The 25,397-nt window shown below is 44.0% G+C and carries 17 protein-coding genes; 8 read left to right on the top strand and 9 right to left on the bottom strand.

Annotation, left to right across the window (positions count from 1 at the left end; genetic code table 11):
• Nucleotides 1-61: 61 nt before the first annotated feature.
• From ACTQ53_RS00485 to ACTQ53_RS00470, 4 genes are read left to right on the top strand one after another with little or no spacing between them, the layout of a single operon-like run.
• Nucleotides 62-388: a nucleotidyltransferase domain-containing protein gene (locus ACTQ53_RS00485; RefSeq protein WP_295347463.1), complete on the top strand. Its 327-nt coding sequence runs from the start codon at nt 62-64 to the stop codon at nt 386-388.
• Nucleotides 379-783, top strand: a complete 405-nt coding sequence (locus ACTQ53_RS00480; RefSeq protein ID WP_295347465.1) for a HEPN domain-containing protein — start codon at nt 379-381, stop codon at nt 781-783. The genes ACTQ53_RS00485 and ACTQ53_RS00480 overlap by 10 nt, the downstream gene beginning before the upstream one ends.
• Nucleotides 784-843: 60 nt before the next feature.
• Nucleotides 844-2,763, top strand: coding sequence for a DUF4268 domain-containing protein (locus ACTQ53_RS00475; protein ID WP_441931639.1), 1,920 nt, complete (start codon nt 844-846; stop codon nt 2,761-2,763).
• Between the two features lie 7 nt (nt 2,764-2,770).
• Nucleotides 2,771-4,510 carry an LlaJI family restriction endonuclease gene (locus ACTQ53_RS00470; protein ID WP_441931638.1) on the top strand — a complete coding sequence of 580 codons (1,740 nt, stop codon included), beginning with the start codon at nt 2,771-2,773 and terminating at the stop codon, nt 4,508-4,510.
• A 4-nt stretch (nt 4,511-4,514) separates the two neighbouring features.
• Here the strand turns inward: ACTQ53_RS00470 and ACTQ53_RS00465 are convergent, their stop codons facing one another.
• The gene (locus tag ACTQ53_RS00465) at nt 4,515-4,907 is read right to left on the bottom strand and encodes a (deoxy)nucleoside triphosphate pyrophosphohydrolase (protein ID WP_441931637.1); all 393 of its coding nucleotides are present in this window, start codon (nt 4,905-4,907) and stop codon (nt 4,515-4,517) included.
• Nucleotides 4,908-4,934: 27 nt separating this feature from the next.
• A complete protein-coding gene (locus tag ACTQ53_RS00460) occupies nt 4,935-7,706 on the bottom strand; it encodes a DUF3427 domain-containing protein (protein WP_441931636.1) in 2,772 nt (923 codons plus the stop codon).
• A 557-nt stretch (nt 7,707-8,263) separates the two neighbouring features.
• Between ACTQ53_RS00460 and ACTQ53_RS00455 the strand changes: the two genes are divergently transcribed.
• Nucleotides 8,264-9,139 (top strand): Rpn family recombination-promoting nuclease/putative transposase, encoded by an 876-nt coding sequence (locus ACTQ53_RS00455; protein WP_441931635.1) that lies wholly within the window; start codon nt 8,264-8,266, stop codon nt 9,137-9,139.
• A gap of 654 nt (nt 9,140-9,793) precedes the next feature.
• On the opposite strand, the gene ACTQ53_RS00450 is transcribed toward ACTQ53_RS00455, so the two are convergent.
• Entirely contained in the window at nt 9,794-11,998 is a 2,205-nt protein-coding gene (locus ACTQ53_RS00450) for a sodium-translocating pyrophosphatase (RefSeq protein ID WP_441931634.1), read from the bottom strand.
• 201 nt (nt 11,999-12,199) lie between these two features.
• Here ACTQ53_RS00450 and ACTQ53_RS00445 point away from each other — a divergent pair, with 201 nt between their 5' ends.
• Nucleotides 12,200-13,561 carry an MATE family efflux transporter gene (locus ACTQ53_RS00445; protein WP_441931633.1) on the top strand — a complete coding sequence of 454 codons (1,362 nt, stop codon included), beginning with the start codon at nt 12,200-12,202 and terminating at the stop codon, nt 13,559-13,561.
• A gap of 201 nt (nt 13,562-13,762) precedes the next feature.
• Nucleotides 13,763-14,314: a porin family protein gene (locus tag ACTQ53_RS00440; RefSeq protein ID WP_441931632.1), complete on the top strand. Its 552-nt coding sequence runs from the start codon at nt 13,763-13,765 to the stop codon at nt 14,312-14,314.
• A gap of 92 nt (nt 14,315-14,406) precedes the next feature.
• On the opposite strand, the gene ACTQ53_RS00435 is transcribed toward ACTQ53_RS00440, so the two are convergent.
• Nucleotides 14,407-17,340: a TonB-dependent receptor gene (locus ACTQ53_RS00435; protein WP_441931631.1), complete on the bottom strand. Its 2,934-nt coding sequence runs from the start codon at nt 17,338-17,340 to the stop codon at nt 14,407-14,409.
• A gap of 293 nt (nt 17,341-17,633) precedes the next feature.
• On the opposite strand from ACTQ53_RS00435, the gene aroB reads away from it, so the two are divergent.
• Complete coding sequence (aroB, locus tag ACTQ53_RS00430) at nt 17,634-18,680, top strand: 3-dehydroquinate synthase (RefSeq protein ID WP_441931630.1); 1,047 nt, start codon at nt 17,634-17,636, stop codon at nt 18,678-18,680.
• Nucleotides 18,681-18,719: 39 nt separating this feature from the next.
• Here the strand turns inward: aroB and ACTQ53_RS00425 are convergent, their stop codons facing one another.
• The 5 genes from ACTQ53_RS00425 to ACTQ53_RS00405 all read right to left on the bottom strand — a co-directional run bounded on the left by ACTQ53_RS00425 (nt 18,720) and on the right by ACTQ53_RS00405 (nt 25,393).
• The gene (locus ACTQ53_RS00425; RefSeq protein WP_441931629.1) at nt 18,720-19,742 is read right to left on the bottom strand and encodes an AMP-binding protein; all 1,023 of its coding nucleotides are present in this window, start codon (nt 19,740-19,742) and stop codon (nt 18,720-18,722) included.
• Nucleotides 19,743-19,761: 19 nt separating this feature from the next.
• Entirely contained in the window at nt 19,762-20,838 is a 1,077-nt protein-coding gene (locus ACTQ53_RS00420) for an o-succinylbenzoate synthase (protein ID WP_441931628.1), read from the bottom strand.
• Nucleotides 20,839-20,902: 64 nt separating this feature from the next.
• Nucleotides 20,903-22,432 (bottom strand): bifunctional GNAT family N-acetyltransferase/carbon-nitrogen hydrolase family protein, encoded by a 1,530-nt coding sequence (locus ACTQ53_RS00415; RefSeq protein WP_294971413.1) that lies wholly within the window; start codon nt 22,430-22,432, stop codon nt 20,903-20,905.
• Between the two features lie 144 nt (nt 22,433-22,576).
• A complete protein-coding gene (locus ACTQ53_RS00410; protein WP_295346152.1) occupies nt 22,577-24,301 on the bottom strand; it encodes a phosphoethanolamine transferase in 1,725 nt (574 codons plus the stop codon).
• A 12-nt stretch (nt 24,302-24,313) separates the two neighbouring features.
• Entirely contained in the window at nt 24,314-25,393 is a 1,080-nt protein-coding gene (locus tag ACTQ53_RS00405; RefSeq protein ID WP_294971421.1) for a BamA/TamA family outer membrane protein, read from the bottom strand.
• Nucleotides 25,394-25,397: the final 4 nt, after the last annotated feature.

Below are 25,397 nucleotides of genomic sequence, written 5' to 3'. Positions count from 1 at the left end.
TAATTCATAAAAAAGAAGACTTTTGCTTGTCTAATTCAACTTTTTATCTTATCTTTGCAATATGAAGAAGGAACAAGAACATACATTGACTGCTATCCGTGAATGCCTGGCTAAGAATATGCCACCATACGGAAAAGCGATACTTTTTGGCTCACAAGCTAGAGGTACCGCAAGGGATGATAGCGACTGGGACATTCTTGTTATCTTAGACAAGGAACAGCTTCTTCCTTCTGATTATGACAATGTTACCTATCCTCTTACCGAGCTAGGTTGGGATTTAGGCAAAGAAATAAATCCTGTAATGTATTCCGCTAAGGAGTGGCAGAAATATAAAATTACACCATTTTATAAAAACGTAGAAAAGGAAGGAGTAAGATTATGGGGCTAACAAACGATGAAAGAAGTTCTTTAGTAGAACTTCGTCTGGAAAAAGCAAAAAGATTTATAGCAGAAGCAGAGCAAATGCTTTCTATGGGATTATGGGATTTGGCAGCTAATAGGTTTTACTATTCTTGTTTCCATGCTGCTCAGGCACTATTAATACATTATGGGCTTTCGGCACATACTCATGCTGGTACTTTAGGCGTATTTGGCATGAATTTCGTTAAGACAGGTAAAATTGACAAAGAACTTGGTGCATTTTTCTCCAGAATGGAACAATTAAGAATGAAAGCTGATTATAACTGCGAATATGATGTAAGTAATTCAGATGTCGAGAATATGCAGCAACCAGCTCATGACTTTTTAAATAGCATCATCAAACTTATCAACGAAAAACAATAATGTGCAATACAACTTTCACCCGAGAGTCGTACTTTTGCCGAAACATCATTAAAGAACAACATGGAAGATTACGATAAACTTATGGTTGGCGACCAATCTACTGACGGGCGCATTATAATTGCAGACAAAGACAGACTTTGCTATCAGGTAAAATTAGAAAGCAAAGGTGCTTTTAGCATGCGTACCATATCCAAGCAATTACTGGGAGAATTTATAGACTACTATAAAAAGAATCCCAACAAAAAGGCTGAGGATGCCAGAGTAGAACTCAAAGAATTATCTAATATTGATAAATTTGAATATGGCTACAGCGCAACGTTGACAGCTATGGCAAAGATGGTTCTTGACCCAAAGAACGAGCTTATAAGAAAGGGTATCTCTACAGATTCTTTTTCTACAGAAAGTTCTTTACTTAAAGCGGCAGGACTTCAACAGATCTACTATGGTGCTCCAGGCACAGGTAAATCAAAGGCAATCAAGGATTTGACCTTTAGTGAAGACGTTATTCGAACTACATTCCATCCAGACTCAGATTACGCCTCTTTTGTAGGTACTTATAAACCTATTACAGAAGAAGTTGTACTCCGAGATTGTAATGGCAAAAAGGTTATTGATGAGGAAACCGGAAAGGTTGTAAAGGAAGACAGAATTGCCTATAAGTTCATTCCTCAGGCTTTTCTCGAAGCCTATGTTGAAGCGTGGAAGAAACTTGGTAGCAAAAAGAGTGAAAAGAGCGACAAAAGCTATAATAGGATCCACCCAGCACTTCTCGATACTCCAGATATTTTCACTAAGAATAAGGCATCAAAAAAGCAATATCTTATTATCGAAGAAATAAACAGAGGTAATTGCGCCCAGATCTTTGGTGACCTATTCCAATTGCTTGATCGCAACGAATATGGCTTTTCTGATTATCCTATCGTAGCAGACAAGGATATGCAGAAATATCTTGAAAAGGAATTTGAAGGATGGGAGATTACGAATAAAGACAAAATCAATCAGCTCTATGGCGAAGCCAATATGGTAAGCCTCATCATGAGGGGAGAACGACTTGTTCTGCCTTCCAATCTTTATATTTGGGCAACAATGAACACCAGCGACCAGAGCCTCTTCCCTATCGACTCTGCCTTTAAGCGCCGCTGGGATTGGAAGTATGTGCCTATTCGTGAAGGTCGTGACAAAGAAACCAATGCTAAACTCAACTGGTACATCAATACGGGTAATAAGCAATATGATTGGTGGTCATTTATCAGCAAGGTTAATAAGCTGATTGGTTCACTTACCAATTCTGAAGACAAGAAACTCGGCTATTTCTTCTGCAAGGCAAAAGATGGAGAAATTGATGCCGACTTGTTCGTTAGTAAGGTTATCTTCTATCTCTGGAATGATGTGTTTAAGGACTATGGTTTCGATGATAAGGACTTTCAGGATGAAGAGGGCAAGATTCTGTCTTTCGACCGATTCTACAAGGATAAGAATGGCACAACCTGCGTTGATATAGCTAATGTTGAGTTGTTCCTGGAAAATTTGGGAGTAGATGATTTCATCCCTGAAAAAGGAGAAGAAGAGGAAAATATTGATGCTGCCCCAAGCAACAACGAAACTAAAGGCAACGATAATACAAAGTACAAATTAAATGGCTCTAACCCGCTTGGCAAAGGTGAATTAGGTATTTCCATCATTAAACAATATCTGAATGAACATCACGAGATGAAATATTCAGAAATCAAAGAAACCTTCCCAGATACTATGCTTGGAAAGGACTTGAAACTCATTGGATTAATCGTCACTCGTCAAGAAATAGAAAACTCTGTAGAAAGTTACAAGAAAAGAGCCTATGGCTTTTATAAAAAAGATAGAAAATTCTATTCGTCTGATGGAGTCGAGTTCTATGTAAGCAATTGGTGGAATATAACAAACATTGATTCGATTATCAAATTCGCAAAAGAACAAGGCTGGACTGTAGAAACAATAAAATAAAGATATTATGAGAATCCTCATAGAAGAACATCAGTATCAGGCAGAACAGATCAGGGATGTCCTGCACGGCATTGACGCCATGCAGGACATTGATGGCAACGTCAGCATCAACTACGTTGGGTATTACTACAATACCCAGCTCAACGATTGCGTCTTCATTTTGCCGAAGGTACTGCTCGAAGATACACCTGAGGGCGAAAAAGTATTCGGCAAATACGCCCCAGAAAACATCGTCAACCTGAACCAGAACAACCCACTCTCTCAACAGGAGAAAGACTTCATCTATGAGTTCTCTGTCTGGATTTACCGCACCATCGAGGTTTACAACAATACCACCAGAAACGGCATTGTCTATCACCAGAAAATAGCGTGCCTCGGTAAAAGTAACAGACAAATCAACAACACATTCCTCGATATTCTGCTGGCTCTCATCGACTTCAACAAGCATAACCAGGATTTCATCTTCTTCATCCTGAAGAACATCCATTCCGGTTACAACCGCATTCATTGGTCTAAGACCATATCCACCACAAGAGCCATTGTCTGCAAAAACAGTCCTGTTTATACCAATCCTGTTAACAGGAAGAAACAGATAAACTTCGATGAAGAATTACTGATTATTTTCTTTTCCATCCTGAACTATATCAGCGAAAGATATGGTTTCACCAATCATATCAACTGCAATTTCCAGTTAATCACAGGTTATCGTTTCAAGACTTATCTAGATGGACTAGGAAAGACCAGACTCCTCCAGATTAAATACAAGTACTTTTCTGATAAAGCATTATATCTCTGGAAGTTATGCTATGACTTCTTTGACAACGCCAAGCGCATGAACACCCAGAAGGAACGCAAAGAGTATCTTCTGGTTAAGAGTTTCAATATCGTTTTCGAAGCCATTATTGATGAACTTCTGGGAGAAAAGAACATCCCAGCTGGTCTGAAAGAACAGGCTGATGGCAAACGCATAGACCATTTGTACACCTACCAGAACCTGATTACAAGCAAAGATCCAGAGCCTGTTTATTACATCGGTGATAGCAAATATTATAAGCTTGGTCATGCCATCGGAAAAGAATCTGTATATAAGCAGTTTACGTACGCCAGAAATATCATCCAGTGGAACCTGAACCTCTTTATGAATGACGACAAGGACGATGAAGAGCTCCAATACGACAAGCGTAACTTTGGCAACGTACCAAAGCTCCGTGATGATTTGACGGAAGGATACAACATCATTCCGAACTTCTTCATTAGCGCAAAGATGGCAGAGAATCTATCTTTCTCAGACCAGGTATCGTCAACCGACAGGGAACATAAGTGCTTCAATACCCAGCATTTCAATAACCGCCTGTTCGATCGAGACACCCTCCTAGTCTTCCATTACGATGTAAACTTCCTCTATGTCGTATCTCTGTATGCCCGTCATAATGAGCACCAGAAATTTTCCTGGAAGAACAGAGTCCGCAAGATGTTCCGGGATGAAATCCAGAAAATGCTGGATGAAAGATATGAGTTCTATCGCCTTACACCGAAAGAAGGTACTCAAGTAGAAGAATTCGTCAACAGGCATTTCAGAATGCTTATCGGCAAAATCTTCTCTCCATCAAAAGGCAATGATTATCTGATACTAGCACTCGAAAAAAACAATTCTGATAAGAAGCAAAAAGAAGAGATAATAGAGGCTACCAAGGAGAAATTTCATCTAGAGGAATTTGCCTTATCAACTAACGGCAAGATTGACTAGCGTATTATAAGATACTTTCCACTACCCCAACATCCGCTGCAGCCCAGTCGAGCCCCTTCAGTTCTTCTTTGCTGCACCACTTGCTATCAGCATGCTCCCTTCTCCTGAACCCATCAACCTCAGCTTTTGGAGTACATAGATAGGCTGTCATAGTTATCGAGAAATCGGGATATTCGTGATTCACGGTCACCAACTTCTCTCCTACTTCTACCGGATACTCCATCTCCTCCATCAGCTCACGAGCCAACGCCTGTTGAGGAGTTTCACCTGGTTCTATCTTGCCCCCAGGGAACTCCCATTTATAGCTGGTATATTCAAACTTCGTCTTGCCTTTCTGCATGGAGAGAAACTTGCCTTCATGGCAAACCACGGCTGCAACCACATTATAATGTTTCATTGTCTTATCTCCTATTTAAAATTTCATTTACTCCATCCATTGGAAATCCTCCTGCAATTCCTGCGGCAACGGATTATCCATGTGAATATCATACAATATGGAACCATTCGTCGTGGCACCCTTTCTTGGATTCTCCAAATACCCTGTTCCAATATAAGTATATGGCAGAGTAATGCCATTCTCGGCACTCACCTTTCTCACAAATACCAATACCCTTTTGGCTGCCCGCTGCAAAGCCTCATCCTTGGCAGAAATACGGGCAATACTTTCCCACTGGAAAACATCTGGCGACAAGAACTTGTCATTATACTTCAAATGTTCATACAGCGAGGCATCCTTCTTTAAACCCGCAAAGATATACATATTGCCATTTTTATAATAAGTGCCATACTGATTGTGCTTCGGATTTTCCAGTATTTTCAAGAGCACCTGGTCCTGACGATAATCCTGCCACAACAGGAAATCTTCTTTCGTTTCAGCATATCTTGCCTCATATTGCGTCAAGCCATAGTTGAGCAAATCTTGCAGATACGCATCATATTCATCTTCTCTTTCGCCACATAAATGCACTTCATCCGCTTCTATCTTCACAGCAAATCCCTCTTCCAGGAATCGCAAAGCGTGCTCCAGTTGCTCATGCCTGAAGCCAGGAATCTCCTCCTGGATATTGGCTTCTATGCGAGATAAAGAAGTCTCTCCCTCCAGTAAATTTCTGATTACTAAATACTCGTGTTCTCTTACCAAAGGCAAAAGACTTGAAAGATAGTTGATGCAAGCAATCTGCTCTTCTGAGAATACAGGCAAATCCTCTTCCTCTATGCCCTTCAAGAAGCCATAATAAGAATTGGTTTTCTTGGAACCAATCTTTATCTTCATGAATTTCAAGAGATTAGGAGCATAATCACTATTCATATAATCCATGTGCGATGGATAAGACGGAGTCTTCAAATATGCCTTGAAATTCTGATAATCCATCTTCAGATAGTTGATGCGATTGAAATTCTCGCTCTCTATCTTGTCAATGATTTCTTCTTTAGAAAGATCGTCGATATGTATCTCAACACCATAATTGTCCAGACCTAAACTTTTGAAATCATTCCTTACCATAAACTTCAAAAGTTTCTTTTCCAAGATGGAATTTCGGGAAAGACTACCAAGTGCCAAGGCTATATGAACGCTACGCTTATAGCTGTTGCCGATGAAATCGAGTATCGTAACATAAGGCTTGTTGGCATACTTACGAAGTCCTCGACCCAATTGCTGTAAGAAGATGGTACTCGATTCCGTTGGGCGCAGGAAAAGCACCATGTTGACACCAGGAATATCCACACCCTCGTTCAGAATATCTACAGCAAACAGGATTTCCAAATCCCGGTTTTCATCTTGCAAATCATTGTAGGCACGAATACGTTCACCGGTCTTGTTCTTACCACTCAAGAAAGCTGTATGATAATAATCACCCAGATTATCAGCCATCATTCTAGCATGCTGGATGTTTCTACAGAAAGCCAGAGCTTTCAGTTTCTGTCCTTTCATACGATGTTTCTCTATCTGTTGATGGATAAACTCACAGTTCTCTGGTGTAGAAATCTGTGATATCATACGGCGTTCTCCTGAAGCAGTCAAGCCATAATCAACCAGTTCGTCACGAATGCCGAAATAATGGAATGGCACAATCAGATCATTGATGATGGCATCACGAAGCCGCAACTCGTATGGGATATTATTGCCGAAAATCTCTACTACATCCTGATTATCCATTCGGTTCTCGGTAGCTGTCAAGCCCAACAGGAACTCTGGCTCAAAATAGTCGATGATTTTCCGATAACTGTCCGCAACAGCATGATGACACTCATCGATGATGATATAATCGAATTCCTTCTTATCAAAGAGTTCGAGTGAGCGGCACATAGATACATTGGTAGAAAACAGAAAATCTTCTTCTGTTTCCTTTGCTTCCGCATTATACAAGCCGCAAGTTTTAGAGCCACCAAATACCTTTTGGAATGTCTCTAAGGATTTCTTCAAGATAGAACCCTCGTGCACAATATAGAGTAATCTGTCTGGGTTGAAATTGAGCGCATCAAATGCTGCCAGATATGTCTTTCCGGAACCTGTAGCAGAAATCACCAAAGCCCTCTCCTGTCCGATGGCACGGTAACGATTCAATTCTCGAAGCGCTTTGCGCTGCATATAATTAGGCTTGATATCGGAATTCGCCATATCGTAATCCATATCCCAACGCTCTATAGCAAAACTGAGTTTTGTAGAGTAATCCTTGATTCTATCCTGTGATAATTCATAAGTCTGGTTCCAAAGATTTTCAAACTCATTCATTGCATCAAGATAAGCCTCGGTATCACGGTCGCAGTTTACAACCAAATCCCACTCTATGTTTTTCAACAAAGCATAGCGAGTGATATTAGATGACCCAACAACCATCTCGATTCCATCTTCCATCTCGAAGAGATAGCCCTTGGAGTGGAATCCATTGGTAGAATAGTTTTTCTCATCGTGGAAGCATTCATCATCCAGATGGCATTCAAAATTGGGATATCGAGTTAGGCTCATAAAAAAATTCAAGGATTCTACATCCGTGAAGTTCTGATAGGTAGAAGTGATGATTCTTCCTTTGGCTCCACGCTCTACAGCTGCTTTGATATCTTTAGACAGGAGTACCAAGCCGGCTTTCTTGATAAAGCTGACCGAGAAATCAAATGCCTTGCAGCGACGCAAGTTCATCTGAATGGTTGACAGGAAGGTTGTCTCTGTATAATTTGTTAAGAATCTCGATTTCATAAGCCTTGTATTTTATTTCAAATGCAAAAGTACAAAAAAGAATTCATGCACGTTCCTTTTTCTTATGTTTTCTCACATATTATATTCATTTTTCTAGAATTTCAATCAACATCTTCTTTCTTACAATGCAAGAATCCGACTTCTTACCATAATATTAAAAGACAATATAAGTTTCGCAATATACATGAAAAAGTTTTTTCCATATTAATGCCACATTTGCCACACTGCACATTAACTATCTGATTTACAGAAAATAAAGCGTGGCAATAAGAGCATTTTTTATTGCCACTTATTGCCACCTAATGCCACGTGCACGAACACAAAAGCTTTTCTAACATACTAGAGAAGCAATTCTATCTAAAACGTTTGTTGATTGTCAATAAGTTACAAAGACAAAAAATATAATTGGGGACTTTTTCTAGTGGACTCAGTTCTTCACTTTTTTCCCCTAACCTTTTCCTTACCCTCTTTTAGAAAGAAAATTCTGGAATTTCTTGGCAGATTCAATAAAAATGCGTATCTTCGCAGCAGATTTATAGAATCTAAAATAATTAATTATGGGTAGATACATCAACCCTTTTACCGATTGGGGCTTCAAGCGTCTCTTCGGTCAAGAGTTCAGCAAGGACTTGCTGATTAATTTTTTGAACGACTTGTTTGAAGGCGAGTTTCAAATCAAGGACGTAACATTCAAGGATAAGGAACAGCTTGGAGATTCTAATGATCTCCCTGGCTGCATCTTTGATATCTATTGTGTAACCGACGATGGCAAGCATTTCATCGTTGAGATGCAGAACAGATGGGTACCCTTCTTTGTGAATCGTTCCATCTATTATGCTAGTAAGGCTTTTGTCGCCCAGCGCAAGAGGTTTGATGAAGCAGGTGAGCGCACTCCTGTTTTATACCAGTTTGTGCCGGTGTATGTGGTTTGCATCATGAATTTTATGCCAAGGGGGCACGAGGTGACAAAGTTTAGGACAGACGTGGCTTTAAGAGAAAAGTCTAGCAACTCTATGTTTTCTGATAAGCTTCGTTTCATCTATCTTTCTCTTCCCTTCTTTGATAAGAGTGAGGAAGAATGCGAGACAGGTTTTGAAAAATGGATTTATGTATTGAAGTATATGGAAGTATTGGAAAGATTGCCGTTTACGGCACAGAAGAAGATATTCGATCATCTTGCTAAATTGGCAGATGTTCGTTGCTTGAGTAGTGAGGAACAGGAAAAATACGATGAAAGTATTAAGGCTGTTGACGATTACTACTCCGGTCTTTATGGCTCTTATGTTGAAGGCGAAGAAAAAGGAATAGCTAAAGGTAAAGCGGAAGGTAAAGCGGAAGTAGCCCGTAACATGATGGCAATGGGTATGCCTTGGTCTCAAATCGTGCAGTTAACTGGATTAACAGAAGAACAGCTGAAGCAACTTCAGTCGTAGTGAATGCTATCATTCTTATAAAAATCTGCCCGCGTTCATGAGCATGCTTACTCATGTACATGAGCATCCATACCCATGTACATGAGTAAGCATGACCGAAACGATGAACAAATGTGACCGAGGTTGTCGGGCAACTTTGCCCAAGGCTTCGGGCAAAGTTGGGCAAGGCTTCAGGGCACATTTCTCATACGCAGATTATTTTCCAGGTATGTACAGCGTGACTTTTCCTGATTTAGTAGTCACTTCTTTACTTGATATACTAAAAAGGTAGTCACTTCTTTTTGTGGGTTCCTAATTTATGCCACATAATTCATTCCGTTCCTTTCTTTCCTATCTTTCTGTGTCTATTCTCCGCAAATTTGCGGAGAATAAGCCAAATAATCTCCGCAAAACTTGCAGTATTCGATAAAAATGCCTATTTTTACAGGAAAATTGCTTCTCATGTATACTAGAAAAGCTTTTGTGTTCGCACACGTGGCATTAGGTGGCAATAAGTGGCAATAAAAAAACACGCTTATTGCCACGCTTTATTTTCTGTAAATCAGATAGTTAATGCGCAGCGTGGCAAATATGGCATTAATATATAGAAAAAAAATAGCCCCTGATGCGTTTCTTGCATCGGGGGCTATTTTTCTAGGGGGTGCTATCAGATTTTTACAAGAACGCAATGGTCAAACCTGCCATCACGATACTTACCATCGACATCAACTTGATGAGGATATTGAGCGATGGACCAGAGGTATCCTTGAATGGGTCGCCTACGGTATCGCCTACAATCGTTGCCTTATGATTCTCACTACCCTTGCCTCCGAAGTTGCCCTCCTCTATCATCTTCTTGGCATTGTCCCATGCACCACCTGAATTAGACATGAAGACGGCAAGCGTGAAGCCGGCTGCAAGACCACCGGTAAGAAGACCGAGCACACCGGCAACTCCCAAAACCAGACCTACTACGATAGGAATGATGATGGCAAGAAGAGACGGGATTATCATCTCACGCTGAGCACTGCGGGTACTGATTTCTACACAACGACCGTAATCCGGAGTTGCCTTGCCTTCAAGGATTCCCTTAATCTCACGGAACTGGCGACGAACTTCCTGAACCATTGACTCAGCCGCACGTCCCACAGCTCCCATCGTCAGTCCGCAGAACAGGAAGGCAGCCATCGCACCGAGGAAAGCGCCTACCAGAACCTTAGGATTAATCAGGTTAACCTGGAAGAAGTTGATAAAGTCGATGGTGTTGGCATTCGATGGGTCGAAGAGATTGCCGGCAGCATCCACATACTGCTTGCCATTCTCTACGGCACGAATCATGGCTATCTTAATCTCCTCAATGTAAGATGCAAGAAGCGCCAAAGCTGTAAGGGCTGCTGAACCGATGGCAAAGCCCTTACCGGTAGCTGCTGTGGTATTGCCAAGTGCATCGAGAGCATCGGTACGTTCACGCACCTCCTTACGCAGTCCGCTCATCTCTGCATTACCTCCGGCATTGTCGGCAATAGGACCATAGGCATCGGTAGCAAGGGTGATGCCGAGCGTTGACAACATACCTACGGCTGCGATACCGATGCCATAAAGACCGGTACTGATGGACTTAGCAGACATCGATATGTCAAAACCATTGGCACAGAGGAAACTCAACATGATGGCAACAGAGATGGTTACCACAGGAACCATGGTGGAAATCATTCCCGTTCCGATACCCTTGATAATCACCGTGGCAGGACCTGTCTGCGAAGCCTCAGCTATCTTCTGTGTTGGCTTGTAGCTCTGGGAAGTATAATACTCCGTAGCCTGACCGATGATGACACCAGCCACCAGACCGCTGATAACAGAGAATGAGAGTCCGAGCCAGTTCTCGATGCCCAGGAGATATAATATAATAAAGGTGGCAACGGCGATAAGACCGGCACTTACATTGGTTCCCAAGCCCAGGGAATGGAGCAGATCCTTCATGGATGCGCCTTCCTTGGTACGGACCAGATAGATGCCGATAAGCGAGAGGAAGATGCCGATGGCTGCAATGATCATAGGTGCGATAACGGCACGGAGCTGCATGTCGCTATTCATGGCAAAGGCGGTGGCACCCAGAGCAGCGGTAGAGAGAATAGAACCGCAATAGCTCTCATATAGGTCGGCCCCCATTCCGGCTACGTCGCCTACATTATCACCCACATTATCGGCAATGGTTGCAGGATTCCGGGGATCATCCTCTGGAATATTAGCCTCTACCTTGCCCACCAGGTCAGCTCCCACATCGGCAGCCTTGGTATAGATACCTCCACCTACACGGGCAAAGAGAGCCTGGGTAGAAGCACCCATACCAAAGGTAAGCATGGTGGTAGTGATGGTGATGAGGGCAGTAGACTCACCGGCATACACCGCATTAAGAACAATAAACCAGATGGCAATATCGAGCAATCCGAGACCAACCACAACGAGTCCCATCACGGCACCGCTGCGGAAAGCAATCTTCAGTCCCTTATCGAGACCGGTACGAGCTCCATGGGCTGTACGTGCCGAAGCATAGGTAGCCGTCTTCATACCAAAGAATCCCGCCAGTCCGGAGAAGAGTCCACCGGTAAGGAAAGCGAACGGAACCCACGGATTCTGCACTTTCAGCACATAAGCCATAAAAGCGAAAACAATGGCAAGCACTACGAAGACAATGATCACCACCTTGTACTGCTGCTTGAGGTAGGCCATTGCACCTTTTCTAACATGTGCTGCAATCTCTTTCATTCTCTCGGTTCCCTCGTCCTCTTTCATCATCGAACGGAAGAAGAACCATGCCATTCCCAATGCAACAACGCTGGCTATCGGGATGAGCCAAAATACTAATGGAATGTTGTTCATAATGGTATGTTTATTTGGTTTGTAAATCTGATTGTCAGTTGTTTTGATTCTGCAAATATAGTTTTTTAATCCGATAACTCCAAATAAAACAGAGGAAAAAATCTTTTTCTGAAAGAAAAATTTGGTAGTTACTGAATAAAGCCGTAACTTTGCATTCCTCAATGACAAAATACAAGATATAGATTAGTAATTAAAAGCAATATGAATAATCATACAACATCCATTGCAACGAATAAGAAACATCATTACCGGGAACTGCTTTCGATAGGATTTCCTATTATTATCGGACAACTAGGAACCATTATTCTGGGATTTGCTGATACGCTGATGATTGGTCATCACAGTACACCTGAACTGGCAGCAGCAGGATTGGTGAACAATATCTTCGGTCTCGTCTTTGTATCCTATATGGGATTCACCTACGGACTCACTCCTATCATCGGCAAGCTTTACGGAGAGGAACGCACCGACTGCATCGGACAGAAGGTTCGCAACTCCTTCATTGCCAATATGCTGACGGGAGCCATTTTTACGGCTGCTCTCATCCTGCTCTATCTCAATCTGGCACATATCGGACAGCCGGAAGAACTGCTATCGCTCATCCGTCCCTACTTCCTGGTGAACCTTGCCTCGGTTCTCTTCATGGGTATCTTCTTTACGATGAAGCAATTCCTGGATGGTATCGGAAAAACCAAGGTGGCGATGTGGGCGATGATAGGCGGAAATGTGGTCAATATCCTCGGCAACTGGGTATTGATTTACGGTGTGGCTGGTTTTCCGGAACTGGGTTTGCTCGGAGCCGGAATCTCAACCTTGGCAAGCCGCATCCTCATGGCTCTGGCAATGGTGAGCATTGTGATTGCCGGCAAGGGATTCAGAGAATACAGACACGACCTCATCCATAGTTCACTTAATAAGGCAGACTTCAAGGAGATGAACCGTCTGGGCTGGCCGGTAGCCTTACAGTTGGGAATGGAATCGGCAGCCTTTACGCTGAGTTGCGTGATGGTAGGCTGGCTGGGTACTATCCCGTTGGCAGCTCATCAGGTAATGATTACCCTCTCCCAGCTCTTCTATCTCGTACTTTCGGGTATGGCAGCAGCGCTGGCAATCCGCGTGAGTCACTTTATGGGACAGAAAGACTATGCTGCCGTACGCCGCAACGCCTACGATGGCTTCCGTCTGAACTTGCTGTTCTCTCTCTGCATGGGAATTCCGGTATTTCTGCTTCGCCACCAGATAGGCGGTTGGTTTAATGCCAATGCCGAGGTACAGGCGTATGTGTCGGTATTGATAATCCTGATGATGGTATATCAGTTTGGCGATGGTTTGCAATATACCTTTGCCAATGCCCTTCGAGGTATCGCCTGTGTGAAGCCGATGGTGCTCTATGCCTTCATCGCCTACTTCGTCATCTCACTTCCATTGGGCTATACCCTCGGTTTTCCTTGCGGCATGGGCATACTGGGCATCTGGATTGCCTTCCCTTTCGGCTTGACGATAGCAGGCGAAATGTATCGTCGCCGATTTGAGAAAGAACTGAAGAAAATAGAGCAAAGATAGGATAAGAATATACGATTTTACCACGAAAATGAGATTTTTTGGTTCAAAAGTACATTTTTTATTGTAAAAAGCTTGCTTTATATATTTTTTTCATATATCTTTGCTCCCAGTTAGATATGAAAAAATACCTAATACTCTGAATCAACAGAGATGAAGGCTTATCAACAAACAACAGTATTAACAATTAAAAAATTAGAGATTATGAAGAAATTATTGGTTATGGCAGCCATGGTGCTGTCTTCAGTAGGTGCTTTCGCACAGCAGGCTGCTGGTACAACAACTATTCAGCCTAAGATTGGTTTGAACGTTGCTACAATAGGTGATAACGACTGGAAGGCAGGTTTCGCTGCTGGTGCTGAGTTGCAGTATCAGTCTACAAGCAACTTCGGTATTGCTGTAGGTGCTCTCTATTCTGTACAGGGCTTCAAGGCAGAGGACGTAAAAATTGCAGGTATGACTTTTGAAGGTGGAAAGTGGAACCCTGGCTATATCAATGTGCCTATCACTTTGAACTACTATCCTGTAGCTGGTCTTGCTCTCAAGGCAGGTTTGCAGCCAGGTTTCCTGGTAAACAAGGACGATGCTGAAGACGTTAAGACAGTAGATCTCTCTATCCCTGTAGGCCTCTCTTACGAGTACCAGAACCTTGTTTTCGATGCTCGTTACAACATCGGTGTAACTAAGGTTTTTGAAGACGTCGATCACTACAACAACGTAATCCAGATTACTATCGGTTACAAGTTCGCTCTCTAAAAAGCAGCGACTTTAAAATAAGACAAAAAAGAATCCCCGCTCCTCATCATGAAGAGCGGGGATTTTTTTTGGCATATCTATTTAAACTTCACTTAGAACATTCTTCCTCCTGGATGGCCACCACCGAATGGGCGACCATGGAAGTTAGGACGACCGCCAGGACCTCCAGGGCCATCAAATCCACCCTTGCGTGCCTCCTTGCCTCCAAAGAGATTCAAGCGATAAACCACATGGAGCATCGCATAGCTGTTGATGGCATTATACTCGGTATCCGTACGGGATGTAGCCGAGATAGCACGAGAGAAGGTGCTCTGCTGACGAAGAAGATCGTAGAACTGAAGCATGATGGTAAGAGGCTTGCCCTTCAGGAAGCCCTGAGAGAGCTGCGCATTCCATACAAACTCATCGGTGTTCATACTACTGTCGTTATAGCCACGGCGACTGTTGATAGAGAGACTTGAGTTCAGGCTGGTTCCCCAAGGAGCGGTAAGCGTCATGCTTGGACCATAAGAGAACTGCCAGGTCTCGAGGTTGCTGGTAGGCTGAAGCTTGTTCTTTGCCTTATTGTAAGTAAGCGTACCATCGAGCGAGAACTCAGCCCAGTCATTACGATAGCTGAAAGAAAGATTCTGACGCCAGGTGATACTGCGGGTAGTATTCTTCTGAGAGTCTGATTTCTTGTCAAGACTCAGATAACTTACATAGTTATTGTAATTGGCATGGGCTCCAGTATTGATGTTCCATACACCTGCACTATCGATAGAGCAGTTGAACATGAAGGCTCCCATCGCATTCCAGTTTCCATTGATATTCTCTGGTCGGGTGATTCTTCCACCAGTCGTCTCATCGTATGTCACCTTATTGCTGATGCTATTGTTGGTGGTAGAGAAGTTGACGAAAGTCATGATACCCTTATTATGGTTCTGCACGAAATTGTTGTAGAACAATCGGAAGTTCTGAGTGAACGATGGCTTCAAGCCTGGGTTACCCATCGAAATGTTCAACGGATCGCTGTTATCCGTGATGTCGAGCAACTGAGAGATGCTTGGCTGAGAGGTTGTACCACGATAGTTGATTCGCAGGTTACTCATCTTTGAGAAGCGATAACGGAAATCGAGGGTTGGACTCACATTCACCACATTGCGAACGGTATCTACATGCACGCCCTGATAATCCTGGATATACTTAGACTGCTGTGGCTGAACCATCACACCGAAGTTCAGGTTATACTTCTGACGGATGAATCGCATCATCACCTGGATATCATGGTTATAGTTGCGATACTCTGAGAAGCGACTCAAATTATCATCCCTATAGTCATTGAGATGACCGGCAAACGGATTCAAGTAGCTGTCCCAACCGCGATATTCATGATCACCACTCATCGCATACTTACTGAAATCGTAGGTGCTGCGGTCGCTCTTGGAGTAGCTGTAAGTAAACTTATAGCTGAACTGCAGGAAGGTAGCCTTCCAAAGTGGCTCACTATAGGTCAACTGTCCCGCATAACTGTAATTCTTCGAAGGAGTCAGGTTATAGCGGTTGGTCTGATAAGTAGAATCCTTACCCTCCGCTGTCTGCACAAGATAGAGTTTTGCATTGTTGAGCGAGATGCTTTTGCTGTCATTATCAGTATATTTGGCATCCACACGGAAGGTGATGTTACGTCCCTTGTTGCCCAACTTGCGGTTTATCTGCAGCATACCATTGATATTGTTATTATCAGAGTAGGTGATGCCGTTGGTCAACTGGCTGTTTACCATAGCCTCAGCCTTCTCCATCTCTTCGATACCTTCTTCAGAAAGAGGATCTTTGGTGGTGATGGTATACGGATCCTTGTTATAGGAAGCCGACTGGCTACCACTCAAGCCATCGCTGGAACTCCAGGAGATGGAAGGACGGAAGAGGATATTGGTCATGGAATCAGGCATCCACTCCAGACGGATGTTACCATTCCAGCTGTTGCTGCGGGAATAGCTCTGACTCAAGCTGTTACTGAAGGAACTGCTGGTACCCATAAAGTTCTCGCTGGAACGGCTGCTCCATACATCGCCATCGCTGTGGTTCCAGCGGAGAGAGGTATTGAACTTGAACTTGTCTTTCAACTCATAGTTGTAGTTGGCGCCTATCATCTTGCTGGCATTCAAACCGTTGGCACCGCCCCAGAATCCTCTGCCAGGACCACCGCCGAATCCACGGTCACTGGTATTATTGGCATTGGCAAAGAGCATAAATCGGTTGTTGTTGGCGAAATAGCCACCCATACCACGCATATTATAGCGGTTCTTGTTACCCACACCCAGGTCGATATTGGAAATCACACCCTTATTCATCCCCTTCTTCACACCGAAGTCGAGCACGGTCTGTTCCTCACCGTCATCAATACCAGTCACCTTGGAGAGATCACTCTTCTCGTCGTATGCCTTGATCTTATCAATGATGCTGGTAGGCAAGTTCTTCAGAGCAGTCTTGGTATCGCCCGTCATAAACTCCTTGCCGTCTACCAGGATTTTCTTCACTTCCTTACCGTTGATCTTGATGGTACCGTCATCGCTGACCTCTGCACCCGGCAGACGCTTCACGAGTTCCTCAACCACCGAACCTTCCGGTGTGCGGTAGGCTGCCGAATTATAGACGAAGGTATCCTCCTTCAGACTCACCTTCTGAGCCATGGCGGTTACCACGGCACCTTTCAGCATGATAGCATCAGCACCAATGACCACATTCCCCATTGCCAGATTCTTGTCTTCAGAAATCTGGATTCGCTTAACGGTAGGCTTGTAACCTACACTGGTAATCTTGAGGAGATACTTGCCATTAGCCGGGGCATTGACATGGAAGAGTCCCCGCTCATTAGAAATGGCACCCGACACGTATGTACTGTCGGTTTTGAGTAGTTGAATCGTTACTTGCTCAACAGGGTCCTTGGTATCGCGGTCTGTTATCTTACCGCTAATCAAGCGCTCTTGAGCTAAGGATGCTATTGCAACGAGCATCAACAGCATCGATAGAATTGATCTTTTCATTATTTGTTGAATGTTATTTATTATTTCTAAATTGTATATAGACTTGCTTTTATATGATTAGACCCGATTAGAGCGCAATTGTAAAAAACAGATGCACTTTTTGGGGCATTTTGCTTCATTTGACGAACGAAATGTATCAAGGTTTAAACTTTTATTGATAAAAAAGTGCTTATTTATTTTGTTTTGTCTTCATTTTAACGTACCTTTGCAGCCAAAATAGCCGTGGCGTTGTCCTTTCGGGACTTCCCAACGGCCCTATATAAATTCGTCTTTTTTAAAAACGTTAGTAAGTTATGAGTCAAAGAGTAATCATATCAACCCATCTGGAGAGCGAACTGGTAACCGCTCTCGCTGAGTGCGAGCACGACAAGCTGTTTGTGCTTACCGATACCACGACCCAAGAGCTGTGTCTGCCAGTCATCAAGAACTTCTATAGCCTGAAGCACATACAGGTAATCACTATTCCTGCAAGCGACAGCCATAAGGACATCGAAAGTCTGATGATGGTATGGAAGGGACTGCAGGAGGGTGGCGCTTCACGCCATTCATGCATGATTAACCTGGGAGGCGGTATGGTAACCGACCTGGGTGGTTTTGCGGCCAGCACCTTTAAGCGTGGCATCAACTTCATCAATATCCCTACTACCCTGCTTGCCATGGTAGATGCATCGGTAGGCGGAAAGACCGGTATCAACTTCGGTGGTTTGAAGAACGAAGTGGGCGTATTCAACGACTCTAAGTACGTGATTCTCGACACAGAATTTCTGAAGACTCTGGATGCCGAGAACATCTGTTCGGGCTATGCAGAAATGCTGAAGCACGGCTTGATTTCTACCGAGGCGATGTGGGAAGAACTGGTAAGCTTCGACCTTGACCAACCAGATTTGAAGCAGTTGCAGCGCATGGTGGGCGACAGCGTGAAGGTAAAGGAGCGCATCGTAGAGCTGGATCCTCATGAGAAGGGCATCCGCAAGGCTTTGAACCTGGGTCATACCTTCGGTCATGCCTTCGAGAGCTGGGCTTTGAAGCGCAAGCCTATCCTGCATGGCTATGCCGTAGCATTCGGTCTCATCCCTGAGCTTTATCTAAGCGTGGCTAAGACAGGATTCCCTACAGACAAGATGCGCCAGACCGTTACTTTCATCAAGGAAAACTATGGTACGCTGAATATCACCTGTGATGACTATGATGAGCTCATCGAGCTGATGCAGCACGACAAGAAGAATCAGAATGGCATCATCAACTTCACCATGCTTGGCGGTATAGGGGATATCCGTATCAACCAGACAGCTACTACAGAAGAAATCAAAGAAGCACTCGACTTCTTTAGAGAAGGATAATATAATATGGCGGGCTATCAACCCGCCATTATTGTATCCTTATGCCAAACAGCATCGCTTTGGCTTTCCGGTTTCGGTAAGCGGAACATGCTCTACATATCGGAATTCCCTTGGAATCCAATATTTATGACTTTTAGATTCAGATGATTTATTTGAATCATCTGAATTACCTGATAAGAGGCGGCGGACAGTCGCCTCTACTTTTTTTATATCCTCATCCTCTGTCAGGAGGACTGCGATTTCTCCAAACTTCCCGTCTTTCTTCTTGGCTATCATGAAAGGTTTTTCCAAATGAGGTTTCAGAAAAGCCTCCACTTCTTCTATCTGTATCTTGATGCCACCACTACAGATGACATTGTCTTTTCTGCCCTTGATGCGGAAACGGAGTTTTTCCACCTTATTATATATATAGGGTTCTATCTCCACGATATCATTCGTTACCAAGGTTTCAGCACAAACCTGAGGGGCATCAATGACAAGACAGCCTTCTTCGGTCTGACTGATATGAACGCTATCGAAAGGCTGATACCATTCGCTTGCCTCATCACCATTGATTCGCCTCAGAGCAATATGAGACAAGGTTTCGGTCATGCCGTAAGTGCTCCAGATGGCGATATTGCCGGGAAATGACTTCAGTTCCTTCTCTAAAGCTGCATCAATGGCACCACCACCGATAATCAGATGACGGATATGGCAGAGCCGTTCCCGCTCCTCAGGAACCTGCAGGGTATTATATACCTGCATCGGAACCATGGCTGCGAAAGTAATCTCTTCATTTACATCTTTCAAAGGATGCCCACTTGGAGAGACAGAAATAAGATGGAGATGGCGCTCAATGCTTCGTACCACCACCATCTTACCGGCAATATAATCAAGCGACATACAGAGCAGAGCGCTATCACCTGGCTTCAATCCAAGGAAATCACAAGTGATGCGGGCTGAGTTGAGCATTCGCTTCTTCTCTACCATCATCGGTTTGGGTTTTCCTGTGGAACCACTGGTATGTACAAGCACCCGGTCGCTATCGTTATTCCATTCGGAAAGGAAATCTTCTAATGTCATTTTCAGAATTCTTCCTAAGTTATTTTACGACAAATAATTGATCACCCCGAATCTCCAAAGGCATTGGGATGTTATCGGTAAAGAGCTGACCGGTGCCCAGACCTTGCGGCATCTGGACATTAGGACCATATACCTTGGCAGCATAATGGGCAATGGCATGGAGACCGATATTGCTCTCCAAAGCCGAGGTAATCCAACTGCCGATGCCACGCTGGTTAGCCAACTCAATCCACTCGTTACATCCATAGATTCCACCATGAAGCGAAGGCTTCAGGATGATATACTGAGGGCGGACGGTATCGAGCAAAGCCTGCTTCATACTACGGACATTCACACCAATCAGTTCCTCGTCCAGGGCGATAGGAAGCGGTGTTTCGCGACAGAGCTGAGCCATTTTAGACCACTGATGCTGCTTGATAGGCTGCTCTATGGAATGGATATCATACTTAGCCAAAGCCTCCAGCTGACTCATCGCATTCTCCGGCAGGAATCCACCATTGGCATCTACTCTGAGTTCTACCTGATCACGGGTATAGACATCACGAATACGCTTGATAAGATCGAGTTCCTTAAAGAAATCGATGGCACCAATCTTCAGTTTCACACAATGGAAACCTGCCTGGAGCTTCTCCTCCAACCGAGCCAGCATCTCCTCATAGGTGCCCATCCATACCAGTCCGTTGATGGTAATGCCCTCTTCTCCTCGTCCGAAAGGAGAGTCGAAGAGATTGGCCAGGTTCTCCATTCCAGCTGGAACAGAGACACTTACTCCCTGCTTCTTCGCTGCATCGAAGCACGAAGCAAAGGCTGTTTCCAGTCCGAAGGTGATGCTAGGATAGGCACGAATCATATCGTAAGGGATGCGTCCCATCTGTTCCACCATCTGGCACACCTGTCGAAGGGTAACAGCATATTCCGGTTTGGCATCGCAACTCAAATCAGGGAGCGTAGCACACTCTCCCACTCCTTCTATCCCCGGCATTTCATCCGAAGTAAGAGTCAGATAATAACTGTGTCTCGTGGTATAAACTCCACGAGACGTGCCTGCTGGCTGCTTAAAGTGGAGCGTGCGCTCCGAGATTTCTATCTTATACATTCTTTATATCTATATATCAATACAATTGAATTCTTCACTCTTCGTTCTTCACTCTTCACTTAACTTACTTCTTCTGCTTCAAGTCATACAGATCCTTGCGGCGATCACGAAGATTTCGAACGGCACCGTAGGTATGAAGCTCGTTCAAGAGGTTCAAATCTACATCTGATACGAGAATCATCTCAGTATTAGGTGTTGCCTCCGAACGCTTGCCATCGTTAGGGAAGGCGAAGTCGCAAGGGGTGAATACAGCACTCTGGGCATACTGGATATCCATGTTGTGAACACGGGGCAAGTTGCCCACACTACCTGCAATGGCTACATAGCACTCATTCTCGATGGCACGAGCCTGTGCACAGACTCTTACTCTAGAGTAAGCAGTCTGCGTATCGGTCATGAATGGAACGAAGAGAATCTGCATACCATCCTCTGCCATCAGACGGGAAAGTTCAGGGAACTCCACATCATAGCAGATGACGATACCAATCTTACCACAATCGGTATCGAAAGTCTGGATATGGCTACCGCCACTCAATCCCCAGCACTTCTGCTCATCTGGAGTTACGTGAATCTTCTCATACATATCCACGCTACCATCTCTACGGCAAAGGAAACCGACGTTATAGAGGGAATCGTCCTTGAGATAAGGCATACTACCGGTAATGATATTGATGTTGTAGCTGATGGCCAGTTCACGGAAACGGTCACGGATTTCTTCTGTATATTGAGCCATCTTGCGGATGCTCTGTGCCTCACCCAAATCATTGAAACGTGCCATCAACGGCGCATTGAAATACTCAGGGAAGAGAATGAAATCGCTCTTGTAGTCGCTTACGGAATCCACAAAGAACTCAACCTGTTCAAAGAGGTCATCTACCGAAGCGTATGGGCGCATCTGCCACTGTACCAATCCGATTCTTACGGTTGGCTTGCGGTCTACGTAGGAATCCGTAGGTGGCTGATAGTAGATATTATCCCACTGCAAGAGGGTTGCACAGTGTTCGCTCTCCTCATCACTAGGAAGATAGTTGCGAATCACACGGCGTACGTGGAAATCGTTGGAGAGTTGGAAAGTAAGAACCGGGTCGTAAATCTCACGGTTTCTTACGTGTTCGATATACTCCTTAGGGCGCATCTTGTCGGCATACTTATGATAGTTTGGAATACGACCACCAAACATGATAGCCTTCAAGTTGAGCTTCTCGCAGAGTTCCTTGCGATACTCATACATACGACGAGCCAATCGCAAGCCACGATAATCTGGGTGGATAAATACCTCAATACCATAAAGGATATTGCCGTTTGGCTGGTGGGTATTGAAGGTTTCATTGCCTGTCACCTGAGCATAGGTATGGTCGCCTTTCACCATATTATAGTTGACAATGATGGAGAGCGCACAGCCCACAATCTTATCGTCAACGATAATAACCACCTGTCCCTCAGGGAAGATTGTAATGAGTTTCTTAATTTGTTCTTTTGTCCAGAATACATCTGAGTCTGCGTAAATACGCTTAAATGACTTGGCAAGCTGGTCATAATCCTCCATGCGGAGATTGCGCATGCTCACCTTTTCGATTTTTCGAGTTGGTTCCATAACAACTGTATTTTTATTATTATCTAAATCCGGGTGCAAAGTTACAGCAATTTATAGATACGACAAAGAGTTTTCGTAAATAATTGATATTTACGAAAACTCTTTTCATATATTTTGCTGTAAGAAAGCCTTTTGGCTTAGAATTTAACGCAAAAACTTGGCATCTTCCTGCGGTATTGCCTCGTCATGATCATCGAGATAGAGCAACTTTACCGGATGATATTTATCACTTGCCACCGAGTATTCATCCTGACGATAATGGGTCTGAATGCCACCGATGCCCAACATGGTATGAAAAGCCGAAAGACTGCTCTGTACCTGTTTTGACCGATTTTCTCCCAATGCCTTCAATATATCCGGATATTGTTTACTGAATCCTTCAGAAGTCCAGATGATGAAAGGCACATGCAGTTCGTAATCCGAAGCCTTCGGGGCAGCATGAAGGAAGAGGTGGCGATCATCATCGAAGATATTCTCTCCATGATCGCTGGTATAGAGTATCGCTGATATAGGCTGACCATATACCCCATCCGTCTTAGTCTGTATCCCCTCCCATTTCTGCAGACGTTCAATGATACCATGCAGGATATAATCGGTATATCGGATGGTATTATCATAGGCATTCAAGAGGTCACGCCGATTCTCCGACTTTGCCTCACTTCTGCTATCGGGCTTGAAATAAGCGAAACTACGGGGATAACGCTCCTGATAATTGAAGTGAGAACCATAGGTATGAAGAACCACGAAGAGCTTGCGATAACGGTAATGGGCAGACGAGGAAGCATCAGCCTTGGGCAATATCTCATCCAGTTTCTGCAACAAATCCTCATCATAATGATTACCTTGCAAAGCATCCTCTTTCTTCAGAAAATAATGTTCATCAGCCTGTTCTCCCAAAAAATCGATAAACGAATGATTTGGCAACTGGTTGCTGATAAACACAGTATGGAATCCGGCTTCCTTAAAGGCCGCCAGGATGCCTTTCTCATGAAAAAGGCGCTCAAAATCCTCTGCCGATGCAGCAGACAGAAGCATCGGAACACTCTTATGAGTAGTATTGCTCTGAGTTGTCACATTCGGGAAAGCTTTGATACCCTGCGTTTTGGAGAGCAGTGGATTGGTATCACGAGGATACCCATAAAGACTGAAGTTATGGGCACGAGCCGTCTCTCCTACCACCATTACATACACCTCAGGTGCATAGAGCGAGCGCTCACTTTTAGCCTCAAACTTAAAATTACGGCTTGCCTCCTTATAATTCTCTGAAGCAGCATTGCGCTCAAAAGCCAGATAAAGGTTGTAACAGATATTGACGGGATAAAGCTGATTGCGCATACGGTAATCATCCACCATCAGATAGCTTGCCAGCAGACAGAACAGTCCTATAGCCCCAATCTGCATTGCCCAATGGCGGACTCTCTGCTGGAAAGAAACCGACAACCGGCTATCTCTTCTGATAATGACACCCCCCAGGATAAGCAAGGGCAAATAAACCACGAAGACACCAACCACGGCAGGAGCCAGATTATCGAGCAGCTCCATCGCCTCACCGGGATTGGTAGTTACGAGATTCAAAAACATATCTACCGCTATCACTCCCGTTCCGAAAAGATAAAGCAATACCAGCTGGAACGCAGCGAAAAAGACAAAGATAAATGCCCACCATATCATCTTACCAGGACGCTTAGCCGCAGAAAAGAACAACATATACAGCGACAAAGGCAGCAACACATTGACACCACATGCCCACGGAGTCAAACACTCGGTATAACACAAGGCTATATTAGGCAACAACAATGCCACCACGGCATAAGCATACAGAAATTGCCCCGATGACACCTTATTATATATATAGGATAAACGATTCATTCTTCTCTTGTATTAAAATGCCTCATTGATATTAAACAGAAAGCCAGACTGTCCCGACTTACCAAATCCATAATCCAAACGCACATTGACATTCTTCTTAAACTCCCATCGGTAACCCACACCAACATTAGGCAAAATCCGATTACTGCGCAATTCAGAGAATTTAGGAAAAACGGTTCCAGCTCCAGCCCAAACCACGATGCCATTCCGTTTCCAAACATGTTGGCGCAACTCCACCGTAGCCTCCAAGGAATGCTTGTCACGGTAACGACCCTCGTAATAACCACGCATAGAGCTGGTACCACCTAAATTGGCCATCATACCCCATGAAGGATTGCCGAAATTGAAATTTGCTCCTAAATCTTCGGCAAGAACCGTACCCTCTCCCAACTGCTGATAGCTGTCAAAGCGGAATTTTGTGGTACTGAAGGCATAATCATTTCCCATAAATCGAGGACGGAACATCTGCTTCAGATTGAGATAGATGCCCCGATGCGGATTGGTAAGATTATCACGATTATCATATACCAGCGATACACCGGCTCCCACATTCCATGTATGGTGATCCATTCCATTCAGTAACTCCGGACGCTCAATGTGCTTACCAATTACATAATCATAACTAGCCATCGGACCAACATAGAAATTGTCTGCCACCCGGAACAGGAAAGCAGCCTCAGCCTGTGCCTGCCATCGTTTCATGTCGCTCTTATTGTCATCGTTATCACCCATCTCATAACCTATTCCCCAGAAATCAGAAGGGAAAGAATAGAAATAAAGACGATAATCTATGCGATAACGACCACGAGGTGCTATATGATTTCCACGAACACCCAACATATAGAAACCTACCGTGCTCACATCACCGAAAAGCGAAACATTGGAAGGAGGAAGTAGGGTATCATTGGCGTCTGAACGATAAAGACCTGCCGCTACCATTCCTAAGCCAAACTTCGTATCAGAAGCATAGTGAGGACCTCCGATGATACTGAAGTCAAACCGCTTATGCTCCTTGTTTTTGTTGGCATCATTAAAATAGTCAAGAAATCGTGTCATCCATGATTTTCTGGCATGCCGGGTTGTATCCGCCATCTGC

It is taken from the genome of Prevotella sp. Sow4_E9_plate (assembly GCF_052116205.1).
In the GTDB taxonomy this organism is placed as follows: domain Bacteria; phylum Bacteroidota; class Bacteroidia; order Bacteroidales; family Bacteroidaceae; genus Prevotella.
Note: the sequence above shows the minus strand (reverse complement) of the source record. Positions and strands in the feature narration are given on the sequence as shown.

Coding starts and splice junctions, on each gene's coding strand:
- ACTQ53_RS00415 (WP_294971413.1), bottom strand. CDS start 22,432: ATGGAACCAACTCGAAAAATCGAAAAGGTGAGCATGCGCAATCTCCGC.
- ACTQ53_RS00405 (WP_294971421.1), bottom strand. CDS start 25,393: ATGGCGGATACAACCCGGCATGCCAGAAAATCATGGATGACACGATTT.
- ACTQ53_RS00470 (WP_441931638.1), top strand. CDS start 2,771: ATGAGAATCCTCATAGAAGAACATCAGTATCAGGCAGAACAGATCAGG.
- ACTQ53_RS00420 (WP_441931628.1), bottom strand. CDS start 20,838: ATGTATAAGATAGAAATCTCGGAGCGCACGCTCCACTTTAAGCAGCCA.
- aroB (WP_441931630.1), top strand. CDS start 17,634: ATGAGTCAAAGAGTAATCATATCAACCCATCTGGAGAGCGAACTGGTA.
- ACTQ53_RS00440 (WP_441931632.1), top strand. CDS start 13,763: ATGAAGAAATTATTGGTTATGGCAGCCATGGTGCTGTCTTCAGTAGGT.
- ACTQ53_RS00435 (WP_441931631.1), bottom strand. CDS start 17,340: ATGAAAAGATCAATTCTATCGATGCTGTTGATGCTCGTTGCAATAGCA.
- ACTQ53_RS00410 (WP_295346152.1), bottom strand. CDS start 24,301: ATGAATCGTTTATCCTATATATATAATAAGGTGTCATCGGGGCAATTT.
- ACTQ53_RS00455 (WP_441931635.1), top strand. CDS start 8,264: ATGGGTAGATACATCAACCCTTTTACCGATTGGGGCTTCAAGCGTCTC.
- ACTQ53_RS00425 (WP_441931629.1), bottom strand. CDS start 19,742: ATGACATTAGAAGATTTCCTTTCCGAATGGAATAACGATAGCGACCGG.
- ACTQ53_RS00485 (WP_295347463.1), top strand. CDS start 62: ATGAAGAAGGAACAAGAACATACATTGACTGCTATCCGTGAATGCCTG.
- ACTQ53_RS00480 (WP_295347465.1), top strand. CDS start 379: ATGGGGCTAACAAACGATGAAAGAAGTTCTTTAGTAGAACTTCGTCTG.
- ACTQ53_RS00445 (WP_441931633.1), top strand. CDS start 12,200: ATGAATAATCATACAACATCCATTGCAACGAATAAGAAACATCATTAC.
- ACTQ53_RS00475 (WP_441931639.1), top strand. CDS start 844: ATGGAAGATTACGATAAACTTATGGTTGGCGACCAATCTACTGACGGG.
- ACTQ53_RS00465 (WP_441931637.1), bottom strand. CDS start 4,907: ATGAAACATTATAATGTGGTTGCAGCCGTGGTTTGCCATGAAGGCAAG.
- ACTQ53_RS00460 (WP_441931636.1), bottom strand. CDS start 7,706: ATGAAATCGAGATTCTTAACAAATTATACAGAGACAACCTTCCTGTCA.
- ACTQ53_RS00450 (WP_441931634.1), bottom strand. CDS start 11,998: ATGAACAACATTCCATTAGTATTTTGGCTCATCCCGATAGCCAGCGTT.